This window comes from Pseudomonas sp. KH_050 (assembly GCF_057838875.1).
Window position 1 is genome coordinate 3,928,963 of sequence record NZ_CM174478.1, and the last position, 18,520, is coordinate 3,947,482.

Below are 18,520 nucleotides of genomic sequence, written 5' to 3' on the forward strand. Positions count from 1 at the left end.
GCATGGGATTACGAACACCTCGACAGACCGCCGAGCTGTTCCTTGATATGTACTGCCCACAAGGCAGATTGATGAAGCTTATCTGGCAGAACCGTCCACACATGGACGAGAAGCGCTGGCGAAACGTCCTCATGATCCTTGTGGCTGACCGCGTAACGGTCAGTACGGGCATCCGGGTTTGCGCTGCTTCTCCTCGTTGTGACAGTGCCGCGTAGTCGCTTTTCATCAATGCTACATCCATCAAGCCCAAGGCTGGATCTGCACCTGACGGACAGGTGCTTCAGGAAACGATTGGCCCATTTGGCCATATCGTTCAGCGAACCAACCAGACAAGATCAACGAGTGGTCAAGGGGCTTACCAATGAATCTGAATAATCAACCCACTATTGATGAACTGGCTCGTCTGTTCGCATCGCACAAAGACAACCACGACAGCCACGTACTGTGGATCTGCAAGTCGGGTGAAGTCCGAATCGATTGCCTCGCGCCGTACTCGCAGGAAGCCGAATTCGAGAAGGCCCATCAAAGCATGCGTGCCCGACTCAAAATGTACCGCCGGGGCCAGGGCTACGTTGGAAAGAAAGCGGCAGCGGACAAAGACTTCATTGGCCGGGTTTTTCAGACTTTGAGCGAGGAGTGGAAACTGCTGCAGAATCAATCCGGAATGAACCTGCTGGACCGCTATTGCTGAGAACTCCTTGCGGTGTCGCTGTTAGCGACATGCGCTTCTGCAAACACCCTACGGCGGCCGCTTTCATTTAAATGAAAGCGGCCGCGCTGTTTTACCCTGTTTATTTTTAACGGTGAGATCCATTAAACCTTACAGGGGATAACTCGTGTTAAGTTGGCATTCCATGTTGTATCGAATCCTTTGAACTATCGCCGCATACAACAAATATTTTTCAGTCCCTTAGTCAACCCGGCCGTCTTGCATGCTGGTAACACGAGCTATTCTTTCATTAGTTGCTCTGCTACTGACCCGGCAACTCCATTGATTATTCAAATCAAAAGGGGCGCACAAAATGGCGACCTTAAAGTTAACCCCTGCACTACGGGCTGAATATGAATCATTGTTCAATAACTGCCTGATCCGGCCGGATCGCATGGCGGTCGTCAACACCCTGGTCGAGCGCCTCAACCAGCACCGGGACACTTATCAAAGCGTCGCCAATGAAGTTGGCGTGCCCTGGGGTTTTGTCGCGGTCATTCACAACATGGAGGCCAGCCAGCGCTTCGACGGGCATTTGCATAACGGCGACCCGCTCACGGCGCGCACCGTTCATGTTCCGGCAGGCCGGCCGGCCAAGGGCAACCCGCCGTTCAAGTGGGCTGAAAGCGCAGCTGATGCCTTGCGCATGAAAAAACTCGGCCCCGCGACCGACTGGACACTGCCTGGCACCTTGTTTCAACTGGAACTGTTCAACGGCATAGGATATCGGCGTTTTCATCCGCACGTGCTAACCCCCTACCTATGGAGCTTTTCCAATCATTACAAAAGCGGCAAGTACATTTCCGACGGCACCTGGTCGGAAACCGCAGTCTCGGCCCAGTGCGGCTCGGCGGTGTTATTGCGGCGCATGGCGGAGAACGGCTTCCTCGACTTCGAGGACCAGCCCGCCCCTGCCGAGGGCGCCCAGCCGATCATTGTGAACCACTCCAACAAGAAACCCGATGATCCCGCCGAACTGGCAAAAGCCATCGCGTTGCAGAACTGGTTGAACACCTTCCCCGGAATCTTCGTCAAAGTCGACGGCACCCCCGGTGATCGGACGTCAGCGGCATTTTTCAAAGTGACGGGACGGTTTCTGCCGGGTGATCCCAGAGGGTGATAATCGCGCAAATGATCAGGCGTAAGCAGCTCCCTGTAGGAGCTGCCGCAGGCTGCGATCTTGGCGATTTCGCTTGCGTCGAACATTCCTGGCTACGTCGCTGGCACTCCCCGCGACCGACCAGCCTCACGACAAGCCCAAAACGTCAGCAAGATACCGACAATGGACGGCAAGGTGACCGCCGGAAAATCCACCCGCAACACCTCCGGACCACAGATCCCCGCCGCCACCTCCCAAAAATGAAACAGCGCGTGGGCGGTCAGCCAGGTGGTCGCCGAAGCCCAGAGCAGAACCCGATGCACCGCGCTCAAACTGCCACCGACAAAGGCCGCGCCAATTGCCACGTAGAGCAAGCCAATATCGCGAATGAAATGCTGGTTGAACAAGCCGGTGCGCTCGACACCCGGCACCGAGGTATACCAGAGGGCGGGATCAATCAGCATGAACACCCCGTTGACGGCCATCGCCACGCCCAGTACCGCGGCGAAAACCAGTATCGGGCGCTGGAACAAGGGTGTTGCGGATTGCAGATTCATCGGGGTTTCCTTGCAGGTGTCGCCGCGCAGAATCCAGTCGTTCAACGTTGCGCAGCGACCAGAGATGACGGTTCGAAAAGTGAACCCCAACGCTAATCGACCGCTGCGCAAATCCCTATAGCCAATGTTCAGCTTTTCCAGCACTCCATTTGATCCAGGTGGAAACGGACGAAGGATCGAGGGAACCGATCCAAGTGTCTCAGCGCCTTGACACCCGCGGCCTTAAGCCTTCGGCGCCGATGAGCTACACTTGTGAGCCCTTTGATAGCTGCTAGATTTCACAGATAGCGTCTCGCCATCTCTGGACACCCACCCCCCTTGCCGGTGCCCCCATGGCCCAGGCAGTGGCGCACAGACGGCAGCGGCCCGGCCCTGCCAGGGTTCCCAGGCAATCCCCTGGGCAAGCGCGTTACTGGGTATGGAGCCAGGAAATGCCAAAGGCATTTCATCCAGCCGACTCAACGCAGCCGGCGCCTCGGCGCTCGCCGGGAGGCTGGATTGCGCGCCTCTCGCACCATCTGCCCGGGGCCCTGGTTGTCGCCTCGCTGGTGACTATCGGCCATCTCCACTTTCACCTGCTCGATGCCATCGACAGTTATGCCTTTATCGGTATCGGCAACCTCAGCGCGGTAGAAGCCCTGTCCAGTGAAGCCGAAAAACCCACCGTTGCGGTAGTGCTCATCGACCAGTCGAGCTTCGAAACGGACTACCACGAACGTTCACCGCTGGATCGCTGCCAACTGTGGGCCGACCTCAAGTTCCTTTACGACCTCCCGATACCGCCCAGACTGCTGGTCATCGACCTGGACCTGTCGCCTCCTGCGCAAAAGGAAGAGGCCCGTTCCAGTCGCAGCGGCGTCGATTGTCAGGATTTGCTGAATCAGCTGCTCATAGATGGCCAGAGCAGAACCAGGACAGTGTTGATGGCCCCGCTTCGCGTGAATGACCCGCACGCATCGAAAATAATCCAGAACTGGCGCAAAACCATGGAGGACGCGCACATCGTCTTCGGTGATCCGAACCTGCCTATCCGTTATGGCCTGGTGACTAAAATCGAATGCGAGGAGAAAAGGCTCCCGTCAGGCGACTTAGAGAAAAAGCTCGCGGCAGCCGCCCTGGACGCTGCAGTCGCCCTGGACGCGGCAGCCGCCTCAGACACGGCAGTCGCCTTAAAGACGCTCACGAACGATCGCCCCAACCCTTGCCGGGACGAACTGGGAAACACCATTCAATCCAAGGAGTTTCTGATCAACCCCAAGCAATACGTTATGGGACTGCGTCCGGTGTCGGCCTTCAGACTGCCAAGACAACGCGAACTGTTTTCCGAGTGGCCGGGACACCCCCTACCCTGGGAGCTGCCCGTGGTGTTCTTCGGTGGCAGCTACGGCGAGGATGACACCTACCTGACCCCTCTGGGGACCATGTACGGCGTCGAGGTGCATGCGGCGGCCTTTAAGTCCCTGGTGGATCCAGCGAGCGAGTTCGATCATCTGCGCGGCTTCGGCCTGGAAATTCTCATCGCCGTGATCTTCGGCGGGATCATCAGTTTTTGCTGGCGGCACTACTTCTCCATGCGTTTCAGCCCCTCCCCCCTGAAACGCCAGTTCTCCACGATTTTTGTGTGGTTCCTGGGTGGTGCGCTGATAATTTTGGTCATGTTGACCACTGTCGGCTCGCTTTACCTCTTGAGCAACAGCAACTACTGGCTCTCGCCCATCCCCATCGCGCTCGGGATGTTGATCGAGAGTTTCTTCGTCGGCGCCGTGCACGAAGCCGTGAAGGAAGGAGACCACCAGCGCGAGATATTGGTCAAGGACTTGATGATTGCCCACCAGAATGGCCCGACCCAATTCGCCAAGGCCGCCGCCGAGTTGGTGCGACAGCGCCCGAAGCCCTCCCGCAACCTTCGAGACCGATGCTTGCACTTCATCTTCGGCGACATTGCAGGATATATCGTAAACCCCGACTACATCAGCGCTCTGCTCCTGCTAGCGCGTCGCCTGGCGCTTTTCGTCCTGCTGGGTTTTGCCCTGCATCTGATCTTCACTCATCACTGAAGGAGTCTAACGATGAAACGACCCACCCTCCATCTGTGTGCGGTCACACTGCTTGTGCTGTGCGGTACCAGCGCTTTCGCTCAGGACTGCAAGGGGCTGCAAGCGCTAAACCTCAAGGCCAAGGGCAGTGCCTTGGGCAATCTGGTGAGCGCAATCATGGGTAACAAATCGGAACCCGTCGAATGTGGCTCGCTGGAATCGGTCCTCGCCAGCGTGACGAACACCCACAAAGCCGGTGGGCGCAAGCTCGAGGAAGACCGTCCATTCAACCTCCAGGAAGCCCAGGCCAACCTCGCCGAAGCCCAGAGCGAGCCCCTGGTGAAGAGGCGCCTGGAGCAGATCAGGAAAAATGTTCCGGACGCCAACCAGCGACTGCTCTACGAAGCCGCGACGCTCGACGAAGAGGGTTACTACGGCGCCAGGGATTTGCGCATTCGCCAACTCCAGCAGCAACTCAAATGACAGGCTTGCGCCTGCCAGCGGAGGCCTCATGAAACCGCGCACTCCTCCCCTTTGGACAGTCACGCTGGTGGCCCTGTTGGCCGCCTGCAGCGCATCGCAACTGTCCAACCCGTTCGACGCCGGCAAGGGTGAGGCGGTACGGGTGAAACAGATCACCACCCTCTCGCCGAGGGCCTCGGTGGTACTCGACAAGAACTGCCCGGACCTGGTCCAGCCCTACCGGCTCACCGACAACTTCGCCTCGGTCGCGATGTTCAGCATGAAGGAAAGCATCAAGGACCTGCCCGGCAAGCTCGGCAATCTGCTGGGCAAGGCGCCTGCCCCGGCTACCGGCGACAAGCTCTCGGCTTCGACCAAGCTGGCCGCCAAGCAGCTCAACTGGATGCCGATGACCGCCGAGGAACTCTATGGGCAGCGCCAGCATAACGCCCGCACGGACATCCTGTCGCGCGACAGCAAGCTTGGCCGCAAGTACTACCCGATCGCCGACAAAATGCTCCGCGAGATTCTCGCCAGCATCGACGAACCCTACGATTACCGGTTCAAGTTGTTCATCCTGAAGACCTCCAACCGCAACGCCCTCGCCCTGCCCGGTGGCTACCTGTATCTCGACCAGGGCCTGGTCGACAGCCCCTCGCGCCTGCCCAAGGCCTATTTCGCCCTGGCCCACGAGGTAGCCCACGTACTGCAGCGTCACGAAACCAAGGAGATGCAAAGTCTGGTGGTGGACTCGTTCACGGTGAAGAAGGAACTGGTCGAGACCCTGGAGGCGGCCAAGAACAACCCGACCGTAGTGGTTGATCGGGTCAAACTGGAAAAAGGCCAATTCACCAAGCATCACGTGGACCAGGAACTGCAGGCCGACTCCTGTGCAGTCAGAATGCTCAGCCACGTCTACCCTGACCGTCAGGAGCTGGCCGTATCGATCAACGCCTTCGAGGTCGACCTGCCGAAGATGGAACCCTCTTCCCCCACCAAGGCCCCACAGAACGATGCCGAGGCACTGGCCGAAAGCGTGCACGACATCGTCAATTCGCCGGTGATGCGCCACCCCAATACCCGGGAACGCACGGAGAACCTGCAGGCGATCTATCGGGAGGTGACCAGCACCACCACCGCGGCCAAATGAACAGCCGGTCGATCCTGATCGAGCATGGGGTGAGGCGTTGCCCGGCGATTGCCTGCGGAGGATGGATGCTGTTTCATCAGCCCCTGACTTCCTGAAAGGACTCCCCCATGTACCGCCTGGACTGGCTCGAGCAACACACAACGATGCTGGCCGGCTTCAAACCAGGCAAGAGGCTCAACGCATACTAGAGCAAGCGTGGCCCGCGCACGGTGTTTTGCACCGCGGCCTCGCCAAGACGCTCCAGCACAAAGGCCTTCGCGTGGCGGGTCATCTGGTCGAGATGCCGGTCACGCTTCTTCTCGGCCTCCACCATCGCTTTTTTCCCGTGCTGTTGAAGCAGATAAGTATGAATCTGCCGCACTTCCACAGAGCGATAGATCGGTGCGACGTCCAACACTGCCAATAAGCCGTCCGTGCCATGGTCGCGGGTATTCATGACAACCTGAGGACCACGCGCACCCAAAACCTGAAACCCCAGCGCCTCGAAACACGGCACCTTGCCAACGCTGCAGGCCAGCTCGGCATGCGGGTATCGACCGAGCATTTGCTGGAGCATCGCGCGTGCGACACCCTGCCGTCGATGGCCTTTCCCCACGGCCATATAGGCCACCGCGCAGGCCTCGGGATCGTCCTTCACCGGCAGATACAGCAAGAAGCCGACAACGGTGCAAGGGTCCTGGGCATCCGTGGCCACGATCAGTTCGACTGGAATGCCCCTGGAACCATCCATAGCGTCCAGGTAGAGATGAACCTCGAACCCGATACCGTATTGATACAGGTTGTAGAGGGGATTGCTGGGTGCAATGGCCACCATGCTGATGTCGGTGAGGTAGTCGACAACCATCTGCAGGATCTGGCTTTTGACGGGCTCGGGGGGCGGGGCTTCAAACAGGGTGATCGTGAACATCGAACTTCTGACTCCGAGGGTTAAGGCTTGCCCGTGACTTCATGGGTCAACGCTGGGCGGGGTCATCATAACCTGTCTTTGCGCTGACAACGGACGGCGCGGCTCGCCCATCGCCCTCGCTCATCAGCCGTTCGCGCTTGCCCCGATCTCGCTCCACCTCACAGGTGGAACGAGATCGGCTTGCGACGCTTATGCGCTCACAATCATCTCGAAGCCGCCAAAAATCATCCGTTGCCCATCGAAGGGCATCGGGTTGACGTCCGGTTGCAGCCTTGGGTCGGCCATCACTTTCTGCATACCCGCGTCGCGCGTCTGGCGGGACGGCCAGATGATCCATGAAAAAACCACGGTCTCGTCTTCCTTGACTTTCACCGCCATCGGGAACGAAGTCAGCTTGCCTTCGGGCACGTCGTCGCCCCAGCACTCGGCGACACTCAATGCGCCGTACTCTTTGAACACCGCCGCAGCGGACTCGGCATGCTGCTTGAATTTTTCGCGGTTGGCGGTAGGCACAGCGGCAACAAAGCCATCGACATAGGACATGATCAATCTCCTGCCTGGGTTGCGTGAAAAGGTGCAATCGACCTCGAGCGGATCGCCTCGTCGATTGCAGTTCGTTCTGCCTGTTAGTCGATCCGGTAGACGTCATATCGACATGAAGAGTTGGTCCAGCCGACCGACGGCCATTCCCGGCCGATCTGAATGATCCGACGATTTGATGACTATGCTGATCAAGCGACTTTCAGGGGAACGACATTGCGTGCAACCAATGCAGGCTGCTATTGCCAAATAGCTTGAGCAACAGCGATGGCCGCGGTTGGAAAGCGGCACTGACACCCACTGCAAAAAACAGCAGGTGAACCATGAGCAAGAAAATTCTGGTGGTAGTGACCAGCGTCGAGAAATACCCGAGCCTGCACCGCGCGACCGGTTTGTGGCTCGGCGAGGCGGTGCACTTTGTCGATAAAGTCCAGGCCGCCGGTTACGCGGTCGACTATGTCAGCCCTCAGGGCGGTTATACCCCCATTGATCCCCACAGCCTGTCCATGGCGCAACCGATCGACTGGGAGTGGTACCACGACAAGGCCTTCATGAACCGACTGGGCGTGACGCTCAAGCCGAGTGAGGTCATTGCCGATGACTATGCCGCCATCTACTACACCGGCGGCCACGGCGTGATGTGGGATTTCCCTGGAGACACCGAACTGCAAGCCATCAGCCGAAAAATCTACGAAAACGGTGGTGTCGTTTCCTCGGTTTGCCACGGCGCCGTGGGTCTGCTCAACATAAAACTGTCTGACGGATCCTTGCTGATCAAGGATAAACAGGTCACCGGTTTTTCCAACGAGGAAGAAAAAATCGCCGAACTGGATAAACACGTCCCCTTCCTCACCGAGTACGAAATAGTTGCCCGTGGCGGCGTGTACAAGAAGGCCGAAGATCCCTGGACTCCGTTTGCGATTGCCGATGAGCGAGTGATCACCGGCCAGAACCCGGCTTCAGGTGGTCCAGTCGCCGACCTGGTGCTGGCAGCCCTTAAATAAACCTTGAGCCAAGGTGCAGCCGATCCGTTGCCACCGGTAAAGGATCGGCGGGCTGCGTCCGGCCAGATGGACCAGGTCAGACACCGATGCACGACAATCAAACCTCGGCGTCGAGGAGCTCGAAGTTCACTTTATCGGGATAGAACGCCAGGTATCCGCGAATCTGCTCTACCGACACCTTGGGATCCTCATAACTCCAGACCGCGTTGGCGCCTTCATGCCCCGGGACTTGCAAACTGAAATAGCTGGCATCGCCCTTGTAGGGGCAATAGCTGGTGTGATCGGTGCGGGCAAAGTACTTTTCGTCGATGTCCTCCCGCGGGACGTAGTACACCGGAGGGTAATTGGCCTCAAACAACACCAGCGCCCGTGCGGACGCGGCCACCTGGATACCATGAAACTTCACCAGCAGGCAGCCGGGCTGCTCGGCGATGGTGATGACAGGACTAGGACCGGAGCTTTTCATGGAATGCGTTCCTCATGACGGTGATGGACCTGGAGCAAGGATTGCCCACGATGGACTGCGCAGCAGCCCTGAAGCCTGAGACCACGATCTATCAGATATAACCCAGGTTTCGCAATCACGACGGCTTCGCAGCCGAACGGGACGATGCGGCGTTCCGACAAGCGCCCTCAGCACCTTTCTCCCTTGTAGGGGCCCTGGCACTGCAATTGTGTTTAAAATGCCGCCCCTTCAAATTGCCGACCCTGCCCGATGAATCCTGACGCCCTGTCCACCCTGCATCGCCATTTGCTGACCGCCCTGGCGACGGCCCCCGAAGAAACCCGCCGCCTGTTCCACGGCCGGGGCCGATGCTGGCCGGGGCTGGAACAACTGACTGTCGACTGGATGCAGGGCGTGGTCCTGGTCTCGCTGTTCAAGGCGCCGGAGCCGGCGCAACTGGAGGCATTGAAGCAGCTGCTGATGGAAATCACCGGTTCGCCTGAGTGGCAAAAATCCGCCGCTCACACGTTACTGCTGCAACACCGCTACCTGCCGCAAAGCACCACCGAATGGCTGCTGGGGGAAACGATCGAGGAATGGACGATTACCGAGGGCGGCTTGCGTTATCGGGTGGACCTGGGCAAGAAACAGAACAACGGCCTGTTTCTCGACATGCGCTACGGTCGCAATTGGGTGCGGGCCAATGCCCGGGGCAAGCGTGTGTTGAATCTGTTCGCCTATACCTGCGGGTTTTCGGTGGCCGCCATCGCTGGCGGCGCGGAGCATGTGGTCAATCTGGACATGTCCCGCGCGGCCCTGAGCCGTGGGCGCGATAATCACCGGCTCAACGGCCATGACCTGAGCAAGGTGAGTTTTCTCGGCCACGACCTGTTCAAGTCCTGGGGCAAGGTGATCAACACCGGACCTTACGACCTGGTGATCATCGACCCACCGTCCTTCCAGAAAGGCAGCTTCCTGCTGACCAAGGATTACCAGCGTGTGTTGCGCCGCCTGCCGGAACTGCTCAGCAGCCACGGCAGCGTACTGGCCTGCATGAACGACCCGGCCATAGGCCCGGATTTCCTCATCGACGGCGTCACCCGCGAAGCCCCGAGCCTGCGCTTTGAACAACGCCTGGAAAACCCGCCGGAATTTGCCGACGCCGACGCTGAAAGCGGCTTGAAGGCATTGGTGTTCCGGCAAGGTGAATGAGCGCTGTTTTCAGCCAGAAGCGGAGTTTGCAGTTGCCAAATCCGCTTCGTCGGGCCTATGAGCTGCGTTCAGCCTCTCGGGCAACTCGAAGGTGATGCACATCAGGTGGTAGAGGTCATGGCGCCGCGCGAACGCGTCGACCTCCTCGTCGGGGTCGGTGAAGCCGCTGTTGCGCACGACCTCACCGGGTTGACTCAAGGTGTCATGGGAGAACCTGTCGCTGCCCGCACCCTTGCTCCATTCCGCGGCAAACGACTCCGGCAGATTGATACGCCCGTGCATCCAGCTTTGGGGTGGCGCACGGGCGTCTGACGTAGACATCTCGCCCCACCATGCCGAAGCGAAGGGCACCCGTTCGCCAAATGCCTGCAGACCGTCCGGGATGAATTCGGATGCGCCGCGCTCGCGAGCCAGACGCCCCAGGTGTAACACGCAAGAGTTGAATGCTTTCAGCGTTGCCATCGCCTGCCTGGCGCCGCACTCATCACCCTCCTCCATCGTTCTGACTCCAACAGCCATGGCTTATTATTTCGATGATCGGTGAAGTGGCAGTTATCCATGCAGTTCCTTGTACGGATAATTACAGGCAATTCCTACAGAATCCTCGGAATCCCTCACCTTCCCCAGCCGATCCGACGAAACCTATAGTCCTTCCTGTCGCCCGGATGGCGACGGGGCTTGGCGACTTGCTGATTGGATCAACCCTCTAAATCTGATCGGGGCACTACCTGTAGCGGCTCGCGTTTAAAAACAGCCTGGCTCATATTCAACAGCATTTCTGGCTCGCACTATCTGCAACCAGCCAATGCCGCCGGCGCACATTAACTGTTTGCTCGACACCATTAAGTCTCTTTAACGGAGAGATTGCCACTTGACCTCAAAGGGCCGACAGGCCCCGAAACCTTATGAGGTCGTACCGCAAGAATAAACGGAGGTGCGTCCTTTATTTTCATGCTCGGTTCGAAAAGGAAATCGATATGCAGAAAGAAAAGAATATTCGTGTAACGAGTGGGATACCTCGAACCCCCTCTTCGTCTTTTGGATCAGGAGGTATGTTTATCGGAGGATCAGGAGCGGCCATCAATGCGGATCTTGGCAGTGATGGTTATGATGTCGCCGAAAGTTTACTGGTAGAACACAACAATTACACTGAAAACAAATATAATGAAGATATCAATAATATTGCTCAAGCCGTAGAGGCTGAACTTGCCCAAATAAGAGCGGCCATTCTTGCTAGTGGAACGCAGAATGCGGATGCTATTTCTCAAGAGCTAAACGCGCTCAACACACTGCTATCCAAAACAACGACAGAGCATCAAGAGCAAACCGCTGTAGCGAACCTTTTTTATGGGCACGATCCACTTACCCATATAGGTGGACACCCCAGCGAAAAGGGCTTCGATGTTCCTCCGAGGCTTTCGGAAAAAGATTTTCTTCGCGCAGTAGAAAAATGGAATGTATCTTTCGCGGCGGCTTACAGAGCAAAGTTACTGACTGCCAAAATAAACATAATAAATACCAAAGTAACCATTCAAACCAAGGCCACCGAACAACAAATACAAGTCGCCTATACCGAAAGACTACTCACTATCCCACAAGTCATTGAGTCCGAACTAGTCATTGTCAGGGCTCGAGGAGCAACTGATCCAGTTGCTCCGGTAGCAGCCATCACCCGTGAGTTATCGGTTCGCGACACACTCATTGCTGCCAAAATAGCTGAAGCCAATAAACTGGATGAAATTGCCAACGCTTTTTTTGGCAGTGACCCTAAAGATTCTGTGAGCTTCTTAGCAGCCACGAATGAAAAAATTCTTGAAAAATATGGGGCAAACATGAGCAAAGTTGCTCAAGACCTCCAAACCAACATCTCAGGAAAGAAGATAAGAAGCTACAGCGAAGCATTGGCGACTTTTGATAAGGTAAACGCCAATCCTAAAATAAAGCTGAACGCCCAAGACACCCAAGCTGTTGTTGATGCTCTCAATGCGTTAGATAAAGCTACATTTGCAGATAATGTAAATCGTTTGGGAAAAGCATTTGGTGTCGTTGGGAAAATTGTTCAGGCAGATGCAATTTGCAAAAAAACGATTATCGGCTTTAAAACCGGCGACTGGAAGCCGCTTGGGCTAGAGTTCGAAAGTATGGCCGCTGGAGCCATAGCTGGGGCTGCAGTTAGAACCTTATTGGCCGCGGGTCTTGCACTGCTCGGAGCTCCCGTTTTCATAACTATTCCAGCGGTCGCTATAGTAATGGCCTACGTGGCGTCATTCCTTGACTCCGAGAAAGCTGATGAAATTAATGGGCACTTTATTAATTAACTCAGCTGCAGCATTAAGAAAACACAAGATGCATTTGTAATTTATGCCTTTGACAGGCCGACCCTCAGCATGCTTTGCATGCTGAGGGGATATTGCTAAACCCATGGAGGTATGAATGCAACAATACGGTATGAAATTCGTAAAAATGAACACCCCCTACATATTCATGATTACGACCTGGCTCCCTATATTTGTTTTTATTTATCTTGTTCCGACCAGTGCAGACACCCAATTCTATTGGACTCTTGAAAGAATTATTGATGAAGATCTTTTTGGAAAGGTCGGCATGTGGTCTTCCACATTCCCTTTAACCGCCAAAGTAACAACCAATTATATTTGTTCGCTCTCTCCTGTATTTGCCATGGTATTTACTTATCGGACAATAAAATATTCAACTTTTGAAAACTCAAACCATGACGAGCCTTCCCTGGCGAGGTTGATTTTTTTCTAGTTTCCTGGGTGATTCTTATGCTGTTTGTTTTTTATGTTTCTTATATGACCAGCACTGACCTGACTAATAGCAGGCGCTTTGTTATTTTTGGAAAGTACAAGCTTCTATATGCCATTTACTCGTCAGCCCTTATGTTCTTGATTTATATATTGACACTTGTAAGTTATTTTGTTTTCAGGTTTGTGCCTGGCGCCATTAATCGGAACATATGGAAAGCAAAATAATCGCCATTAAGGGAGGACGACCATACAGCACTAACTAATACCAAATCAACAAATACCCAAGAAGGAATATAAAAACCATCAACAACAAAATCCTTGAATCTGCTCTTTTGGCTCTCACGTAAAACACGTCATATCCAATCATAGACTTAACTGTACGCAAAGTTCAATTTTGACGTCGCTGCAAATAGAGCGTTGCTTTCTTTACATATCAACGTCTGGTGGCAGAAGGCAAATTAGCAAAAAATAAAAAAGGCCACACGATTAAAGGTTCGAATTTGAGAGAACGAGCCTTCATCACTGAAAAGAAATACTCTTTTTAATAAAACTTTATGTCGTTGGGGAAAGCCCAAGCTCAAACTTGGCTTTTTCTCCTGTCCGCTGATTGACAAGCACTTGCCGGTTCACACGAAGTACTCCGTAATTGCAACGCAAGCCAGCGGAGGGGTATCGCCGAAAGTGCCTTTAAGGGTCCTGACGCTTGATTCAGTGGCCAATGCTTACATCGTCACAACGACTGGCACACTACCCCATCTGCTACATGACCTGTCATTTCGACCATGCCATAGGCGAAGCAATCACCTCCAGCCCGATAGCGCAGACCGCTGAAGTACCCGCTATCCAGGCACTATTGCCCGCCTTCCCACCTGCACCTGCCGCCCCCTGCGCCGCTACTCGAGTGACGCCATTTGCCGAGGTGCCAAAGACTGCTTTACTGATTGAACTCAAGGCCGTGCTCGTCAGCCCTTCGGTTCAATGCTGGAAGGCCACGCGAGTGATTTCACAGGAAGCGCACCCATGGACCGTCTCACTGCGAAAGACTTTGCCCCTGAACTGCTCGAACTGTATGACTACTACGCCCACGGCAAGATCAACAGACGAGAGTTTCTGGATCGTGCGGCGGCCTTCACGCTAGTCGGTCTGACTGCTGCCGCGACCCTCGCCGCCCTGAGTCCGAACTATGCGCTTGCCGAGCAAGTGTCATTTACCGACCCGGCCATCATCGCCGAGTACATCACCTATCCTTCGCCCAAAGGCCACGGGCAAGTCCGTGGTTATCTGGTGCGTCCGGCGAAAGCCGCCGGCAAGGTGCCGGCTGTGGTTGTCGTGCATGAAAACCGCGGGCTCAACCCCTATATCGAGGATGTCGCCCGGCGGCTAGCCAAAGCCGGATTCGTCGCACTCGCCCCCGATGGCCTGACCTCGGTCGGGGGTTATCCCGGCAACGATGATAAAGGCCGGGAGCTTCAGCTGACGGTCGATCCGGAAAAGCTGATGAATGACTTCTTCGCCGCCATTGAGTGGCTGATGAAGCACGACTCGACCACGGGGAAAGTCGGCATAACCGGTTTCTGCTATGGCGGCGGAGTCGCCAATGCCGCTGCCGTCGCCTATCCCGAACTGGGCGCCGCTGTGCCCTTTTATGGCCGTCAAGCCAAGGCTGAAGACGTCCCCAGGATTCAGGCGCCGCTCCTGCTCCACTACGGCGAGCTGGATACGCGCATCAATGAAGGATGGCCAGCCTACGAGAAGGCGTTGAAAGCCGCTGGCAAGACTTACGAAGCCTACATCTATCCCGGCGCCAACCATGGCTTCCATAACGACTCCACCCCTCGATACGATGAGGCCGCTGCCAATCTTGCATGGGACAGGACGCTGGCCTGGTTCCGGCGATACCTAGTGTGACGTACCGCCGTGGGGCTTATAGAAGAGGAATTTTCCGGTCTCGGTGGTCTTGATGTATTCCCTGGCCCAGTCGGGCTTCACATTCCTGTCGTGGAAATACAGAGCACCACGGCTTCGGTCCGGTAGTTGCTGGTTGAGCGCCTTGCGCGATATTTCCTTGGCAATCGTGTACTGCTCATCCTCCACTACCTGATCCGAACGCCCATCACACCACCAGGAAAACTGGCAGCTTTTTGTTTCGGAGCCTTGCTTGACCACCTTGCAAACCGTATCCGGGAAGCCCTCATGGCCTACCCGGTTCATCACAACGTTGGCGACGGCTTCCATGTCGGCAGGTTTCCCGCCTTTGGATTCCCAATAGATGCTGCGGGCAAGACAGGTGATTGCATCGTCCAGCGGCGCTGCCCCTGCCGGATCGACCGCCTGCACTTCAGTTTTGGTGATGGCTTCGGCCTTGGGGACGGTTGCCTCGCTGCCCTTCTCCGCGGCTTTGTGTTCCAGAACCTGCGCCTTGTCTTCAGCTACTTCGGCGGTTTTTTCCCGGTCAGCCGCGATTGCCATGCCGCCGAGAAGGACTGTTGCGAGGCAGATTGCTACCCAAATGAGGCGCATGGTCGAACCTGAGTGAATAGGTGGTTTCGAATTATTTAATAAACACTGTAGTAGCGAAATCATTGCATCACACTGACTTTCACTGTCCGCTAAACTTCGTCTCTCAATGGGCACGATCCAGCTTCGCGGTTGCCCGGCGAATTTTGCTTCGGTGTCAAAAGGCAGTGCGCTGGCCGGGGCGAAATCGAGCATCATGGGCGCAGTCAGCTCAAGGGAGAGTTCCATGCGCGTCATATCATCCGTTATGCATCTTGCTGCGTTGTCGCTGGGACTGGTGTTCGCCGCCACTGTCGTGGCGACCGAAGAGACGCAGTTGGTCCAGTCGATCAACGCCTACCGCAGCCAGGCGCAACGCTGCGCCGGCCAGGTGTCTCAGGAGCTGCCGCCGCTGGCGAGCGATCCGCGCCTGGTGCTGTCCGCCAGCAGTATTGGCGACCTGCAGCAGGCGCTCGCGCGTGCGACTTATCCGATGGTCAATGTGCAGGCGATCAGCTTGTCCGGGCCGCAGGATGTGCAGTCGGCCATGAAGGCGGTGCAGGAGAGCTTCTGCCAAGTGGTGCTGGACCCGCAATTCGTCGATATCGGCGTGAGCCGGGATGGACGGGAATGGCGCATCGTGCTGGCGCGTCCGCTGTTGACCGGGCGCCTGGGCGACTGGCAGGCGGAGGGACAGAAGCTCCTCGAAATGATCAACAGCGCCCGCGCGCAGCCGCGCCAGTGCGGCGCCCAACCCTTCACCGCCACGACGCCGCTGGCCTGGAACGCTACGCTGGCGACGGCGGCCGAGGCTCATACCCGGGCCATGGCCAATAACAACTTCCTTGACCACAAGGACCGCGATGGCCGCACGCCGGGTGATCGGGCGGAACTGGCAGGCTATGCCGGCCAGCAGGTCGGCGAAAACATCGCCGCCGGGCAAGACGCCGCGCGCAAGGTGGTAGATGGCTGGCTGGCCAGCCCCGGTCACTGCGCCAACTTGATGAACGCACAATATCGCGAGCTGGGTGCGGCCTACGCGGTTGATCCGAAGAGTGATGCGGGGATTTACTGGACGGCGATGTTCGGTACGCCGTGAGTGCCTGAATCCGAGCAGGATTCAGGGCCGGTTGGCGGGATGCCGTTCAGGCCTCCCGCCTTGCTCCAGCGTCTTCAAGAAGTACCCAAGCCCCGCGACAGATCAGCTGTGGTTTCAGAGGTGGAGCGTTGCGCCGCCCCGGTTTCGCCGCCCGTATGCTCGGTGGTTTTGGTCACTGTGTCGCGTACCGCCTCATAGCCCTCCCGTGCCTGTTGCTTGACCTTGTCGGTCAGGTTGGCGCTGGTCTTGCCCAAATAACGTTGCTCAGCCGCCGTGGTCGGCAGTGCCGCTCCAAGCATGGCACCCAAGGCGATCCCCGCCGCGGCGACGATCAGCGGCTGTTCCTTGAGCAACTGATTGAACTGGCTGCTCATCACTTGCGTGCCGTGCATCAAGCGATCACTGGCGTCGTGAACGGCGTGGCTGATGGAGTCGGTGGCCGCGCCCAGATCGTCACCGACACTCGCGGCCTTGCCCTTGATCGCCTGGTAACTGCCCTTGAGTGAGTCGGTGGTGCTGTGCAAGTAGCCGCGGGCGCTATCGATGCCGTCCGCCAGGCCATCGGCCAAATCGCCAAAGCTGTCCTGATCCGGCGCGAAGCGATCCTGCGCGCGTGGCGGCGGACGATTCTGGCTCATCATCAACCACAGCAACCCGACCGAAGTCAGCACCGCGGGAAGCGGATTGTTGCGAACGCTGGTGCCCAGATTGGTCAGGAAAGTCGTGCCGTTGCTCTGCATCATGCCCAACGCCTGGTCGAATATTTGCCCCGGGGTGAATTTGCTTTCCAGCGCATCGACGATGTGGGCGATGTTTTCCCGTTGCGCATCGATCTCGCGTTCGATGGTTTCCGGACTCTTCGCCGACTCGATGTCGAGTTCACGATTCATGACATTCTCCTCCGCAGCGCTTCCTGGTCTTTGTTGAGGGCGTCCAGGGTGCGATCAGGCTTGAAGTGTGAGGTTTCGAATTGCTTTTTCGCCGCCTGCAACATGACGAACCCGACAACCATCACCACCACGCCGACAATCAATGCAGCAAGCCAGGGCGCCATGACGATGCTCAAGCCATAGACGGCTGACATCAACAAGATGATGAACCCGGCGAGCAGCACGATTGCTCCACCCGCAATACCTGCAATGCCCGCTTTCAATGTCGTGAGGCTGGCCTGAAACTCAGCTTTGGCCAATGCCAGTTCCTTGGTAAACAGTACCGGCACTTCCCGGGACAATTGCCGCAGCAACCCCATGACCGAGCTGTCGTGGTCGGCAGCTGTCATCGAAGGCGTGCGCTGCCTGTCCAGATCCTCTCTGTTCATCACAGTTCTCCTTTGAAGTGGGCCGACTCAGGCCTCGAAGTCGTGGTGAAAGCCCCAGGGAAGTCCTGGGTATTCGGTGAGGCCGGCGTGGTGCCTGTAGCCGGATTTGAAGAAACACCGGCACTGCTCGGGACCGAGGTTTCGTAGGGTCGCTGAGCGCCGAAACCACCAGCGGGTGGCATGGAAGTGCTCCCAGCTGCCGGGTCGCTATTGGCAACTGTCCGGGCTTGCACGCTGCCCGCTTTCAAAAACCGCGACAGGCCAAAACCCACCACTATGCTGCCGGCAATGAACAACCCGGGATTGTTGCGAGCCAGGTCTGCGCCGTCATGCAGCAACTCTTCGGCACTCTTGCTGCGTAGCCTGGTAGCCAGGCCGCTCATGCTCTCCGCCATGTTGGCGACGTGGTCGGACAGCCCGAGCGTATCGTTGCTCTCGATTTCCGAAACCAGGGATTTGGCGCCCCTGGCCAGGGCCTCGATCTGGTCTGCTGCGGTATCACGGTATTGGTCGAATTGCGCATCGGCCTGCTGCCGCGCGCCGCCTAGCGCCTCGGTTACCTCCTCTTTTATATGCTGAAAGTTTTGCTCCGGCCGTGCACCGCTCTGCGGGTCGGCCTGCTGGTTCGCCGGCTGTCCGGTCCTGCTGTCTGGAGTATTCATTGTCACCCTTCGCCTCTTAGTGAAAACACCTTCCAAGTGGTTCGCCGCGGTATGCC

19 protein-coding genes and 1 pseudogene are annotated in these 18,520 nt (G+C 56.9%); 11 read left to right on the top strand and 9 right to left on the bottom strand.

The features are described from left to right. Positions 1 to 361: 361 nt before the first annotated feature. Both AC3IUA_RS17750 and AC3IUA_RS17755 read left to right on the top strand, forming a co-directional pair. Positions 362 to 691, top strand: coding sequence for a hypothetical protein (locus AC3IUA_RS17750; protein ID WP_489355838.1), 330 nt, complete (start codon positions 362 to 364; stop codon positions 689 to 691). A gap of 412 nt (positions 692 to 1,103) precedes the next feature. Next, positions 1,104 to 1,829 carry a hypothetical protein gene (locus AC3IUA_RS17755; protein ID WP_489355840.1) on the top strand — a complete coding sequence of 242 codons (726 nt, stop codon included), beginning with the start codon at positions 1,104 to 1,106 and terminating at the stop codon, positions 1,827 to 1,829. A 92-nt stretch (positions 1,830 to 1,921) separates the two neighbouring features. Here the strand turns inward: AC3IUA_RS17755 and AC3IUA_RS17760 are convergent, their stop codons facing one another. Further along, positions 1,922 to 2,365, bottom strand: coding sequence for a hypothetical protein (locus tag AC3IUA_RS17760; protein ID WP_489355842.1), 444 nt, complete (start codon positions 2,363 to 2,365; stop codon positions 1,922 to 1,924). A gap of 332 nt (positions 2,366 to 2,697) precedes the next feature. Here AC3IUA_RS17760 and AC3IUA_RS17765 point away from each other — a divergent pair, with 332 nt between their 5' ends. The 3 genes from AC3IUA_RS17765 to AC3IUA_RS17775 are packed head-to-tail and all read left to right on the top strand — an operon-like array spanning position 2,698 to position 6,013. Then, positions 2,698 to 4,422, top strand: a complete 1,725-nt coding sequence (locus AC3IUA_RS17765; protein WP_489355844.1) for a CHASE2 domain-containing protein — start codon at positions 2,698 to 2,700, stop codon at positions 4,420 to 4,422. 12 nt (positions 4,423 to 4,434) lie between these two features. Further along, on the top strand, positions 4,435 to 4,884 hold the full coding sequence (locus AC3IUA_RS17770; protein ID WP_489355846.1) for a hypothetical protein: 450 nt from the start codon (positions 4,435 to 4,437) through the stop codon (positions 4,882 to 4,884). Positions 4,885 to 4,912: 28 nt separating this feature from the next. Beyond that, positions 4,913 to 6,013 (top strand): M48 family metalloprotease, encoded by a 1,101-nt coding sequence (locus AC3IUA_RS17775; RefSeq protein WP_489355848.1) that lies wholly within the window; start codon positions 4,913 to 4,915, stop codon positions 6,011 to 6,013. A 184-nt stretch (positions 6,014 to 6,197) separates the two neighbouring features. On the opposite strand, the gene AC3IUA_RS17780 is transcribed toward AC3IUA_RS17775, so the two are convergent. Beyond that, positions 6,198 to 6,920 (bottom strand): GNAT family N-acetyltransferase, encoded by a 723-nt coding sequence (locus AC3IUA_RS17780; protein WP_489355850.1) that lies wholly within the window; start codon positions 6,918 to 6,920, stop codon positions 6,198 to 6,200. A 189-nt stretch (positions 6,921 to 7,109) separates the two neighbouring features. After that, positions 7,110 to 7,463, bottom strand: a complete 354-nt coding sequence (locus tag AC3IUA_RS17785) for a DUF1428 domain-containing protein (RefSeq protein ID WP_489355852.1) — start codon at positions 7,461 to 7,463, stop codon at positions 7,110 to 7,112. Positions 7,464 to 7,783: 320 nt separating this feature from the next. Here AC3IUA_RS17785 and AC3IUA_RS17790 point away from each other — a divergent pair, with 320 nt between their 5' ends. Then, on the top strand, positions 7,784 to 8,464 hold the full coding sequence (locus tag AC3IUA_RS17790) for a type 1 glutamine amidotransferase domain-containing protein (protein WP_489355854.1): 681 nt from the start codon (positions 7,784 to 7,786) through the stop codon (positions 8,462 to 8,464). Between the two features lie 97 nt (positions 8,465 to 8,561). Here AC3IUA_RS17790 and AC3IUA_RS17795 read toward each other — a convergent pair whose 3' ends face one another. Further along, positions 8,562 to 8,930 (bottom strand): DUF427 domain-containing protein, encoded by a 369-nt coding sequence (locus AC3IUA_RS17795; protein WP_489355856.1) that lies wholly within the window; start codon positions 8,928 to 8,930, stop codon positions 8,562 to 8,564. Positions 8,931 to 9,179: 249 nt separating this feature from the next. Here AC3IUA_RS17795 and AC3IUA_RS17800 point away from each other — a divergent pair, with 249 nt between their 5' ends. Continuing rightward, positions 9,180 to 10,121, top strand: coding sequence for a class I SAM-dependent methyltransferase (locus tag AC3IUA_RS17800; protein WP_489355858.1), 942 nt, complete (start codon positions 9,180 to 9,182; stop codon positions 10,119 to 10,121). 75 nt (positions 10,122 to 10,196) lie between these two features. Here AC3IUA_RS17800 and AC3IUA_RS17805 read toward each other — a convergent pair. Further along, a pseudogene (locus tag AC3IUA_RS17805) lies at positions 10,197 to 10,619 on the bottom strand (LuxR family transcriptional regulator); the annotation flags it as partial. A gap of 479 nt (positions 10,620 to 11,098) precedes the next feature. Between AC3IUA_RS17805 and AC3IUA_RS17810 the strand changes: the two are divergent. The 3 genes from AC3IUA_RS17810 to yghX all read left to right on the top strand — a co-directional run bounded on the left by AC3IUA_RS17810 (position 11,099) and on the right by yghX (position 14,797). Beyond that, positions 11,099 to 12,439: a colicin-like pore-forming protein gene (locus AC3IUA_RS17810; RefSeq protein WP_489355860.1), complete on the top strand. Its 1,341-nt coding sequence runs from the start codon at positions 11,099 to 11,101 to the stop codon at positions 12,437 to 12,439. A gap of 115 nt (positions 12,440 to 12,554) precedes the next feature. Continuing rightward, complete coding sequence (locus AC3IUA_RS17815) at positions 12,555 to 12,890, top strand: hypothetical protein (protein WP_489355862.1); 336 nt, start codon at positions 12,555 to 12,557, stop codon at positions 12,888 to 12,890. A 1,019-nt stretch (positions 12,891 to 13,909) separates the two neighbouring features. Continuing rightward, on the top strand, positions 13,910 to 14,797 hold the full coding sequence (yghX, locus tag AC3IUA_RS17820; RefSeq protein WP_489355864.1) for a YghX family hydrolase: 888 nt from the start codon (positions 13,910 to 13,912) through the stop codon (positions 14,795 to 14,797). Here the strand turns inward: yghX and AC3IUA_RS17825 are convergent. Then, positions 14,789 to 15,409 carry a cell wall hydrolase gene (locus AC3IUA_RS17825; RefSeq protein ID WP_489362381.1) on the bottom strand — a complete coding sequence of 207 codons (621 nt, stop codon included), beginning with the start codon at positions 15,407 to 15,409 and terminating at the stop codon, positions 14,789 to 14,791. The two genes, yghX and AC3IUA_RS17825, sit on opposite strands and share 9 nt — an antisense overlap. 223 nt (positions 15,410 to 15,632) lie before the next feature. Here AC3IUA_RS17825 and AC3IUA_RS17830 point away from each other — a divergent pair, with 223 nt between their 5' ends. Next, a complete protein-coding gene (locus tag AC3IUA_RS17830) occupies positions 15,633 to 16,484 on the top strand; it encodes a CAP domain-containing protein (protein ID WP_489355866.1) in 852 nt (283 codons plus the stop codon). 74 nt (positions 16,485 to 16,558) lie between these two features. On the opposite strand, the gene AC3IUA_RS17835 is transcribed toward AC3IUA_RS17830, so the two are convergent. The 3 genes from AC3IUA_RS17835 to AC3IUA_RS17845 are packed head-to-tail and all read right to left on the bottom strand — an operon-like array spanning position 16,559 to position 18,464. Continuing rightward, positions 16,559 to 17,374, bottom strand: a complete 816-nt coding sequence (locus AC3IUA_RS17835; RefSeq protein ID WP_489355868.1) for a DUF3618 domain-containing protein — start codon at positions 17,372 to 17,374, stop codon at positions 16,559 to 16,561. After that, on the bottom strand, positions 17,371 to 17,802 hold the full coding sequence (locus AC3IUA_RS17840) for a phage holin family protein (protein WP_489355870.1): 432 nt from the start codon (positions 17,800 to 17,802) through the stop codon (positions 17,371 to 17,373). Before AC3IUA_RS17840 ends, AC3IUA_RS17835 begins: the two co-directional genes overlap by 4 nt. Further along, the gene (locus tag AC3IUA_RS17845; protein ID WP_489355872.1) at positions 17,802 to 18,464 is read right to left on the bottom strand and encodes a hypothetical protein; all 663 of its coding nucleotides are present in this window, start codon (positions 18,462 to 18,464) and stop codon (positions 17,802 to 17,804) included. The genes AC3IUA_RS17840 and AC3IUA_RS17845 overlap by 1 nt, the downstream gene beginning before the upstream one ends. Positions 18,465 to 18,520 lie beyond the last annotated feature (56 nt).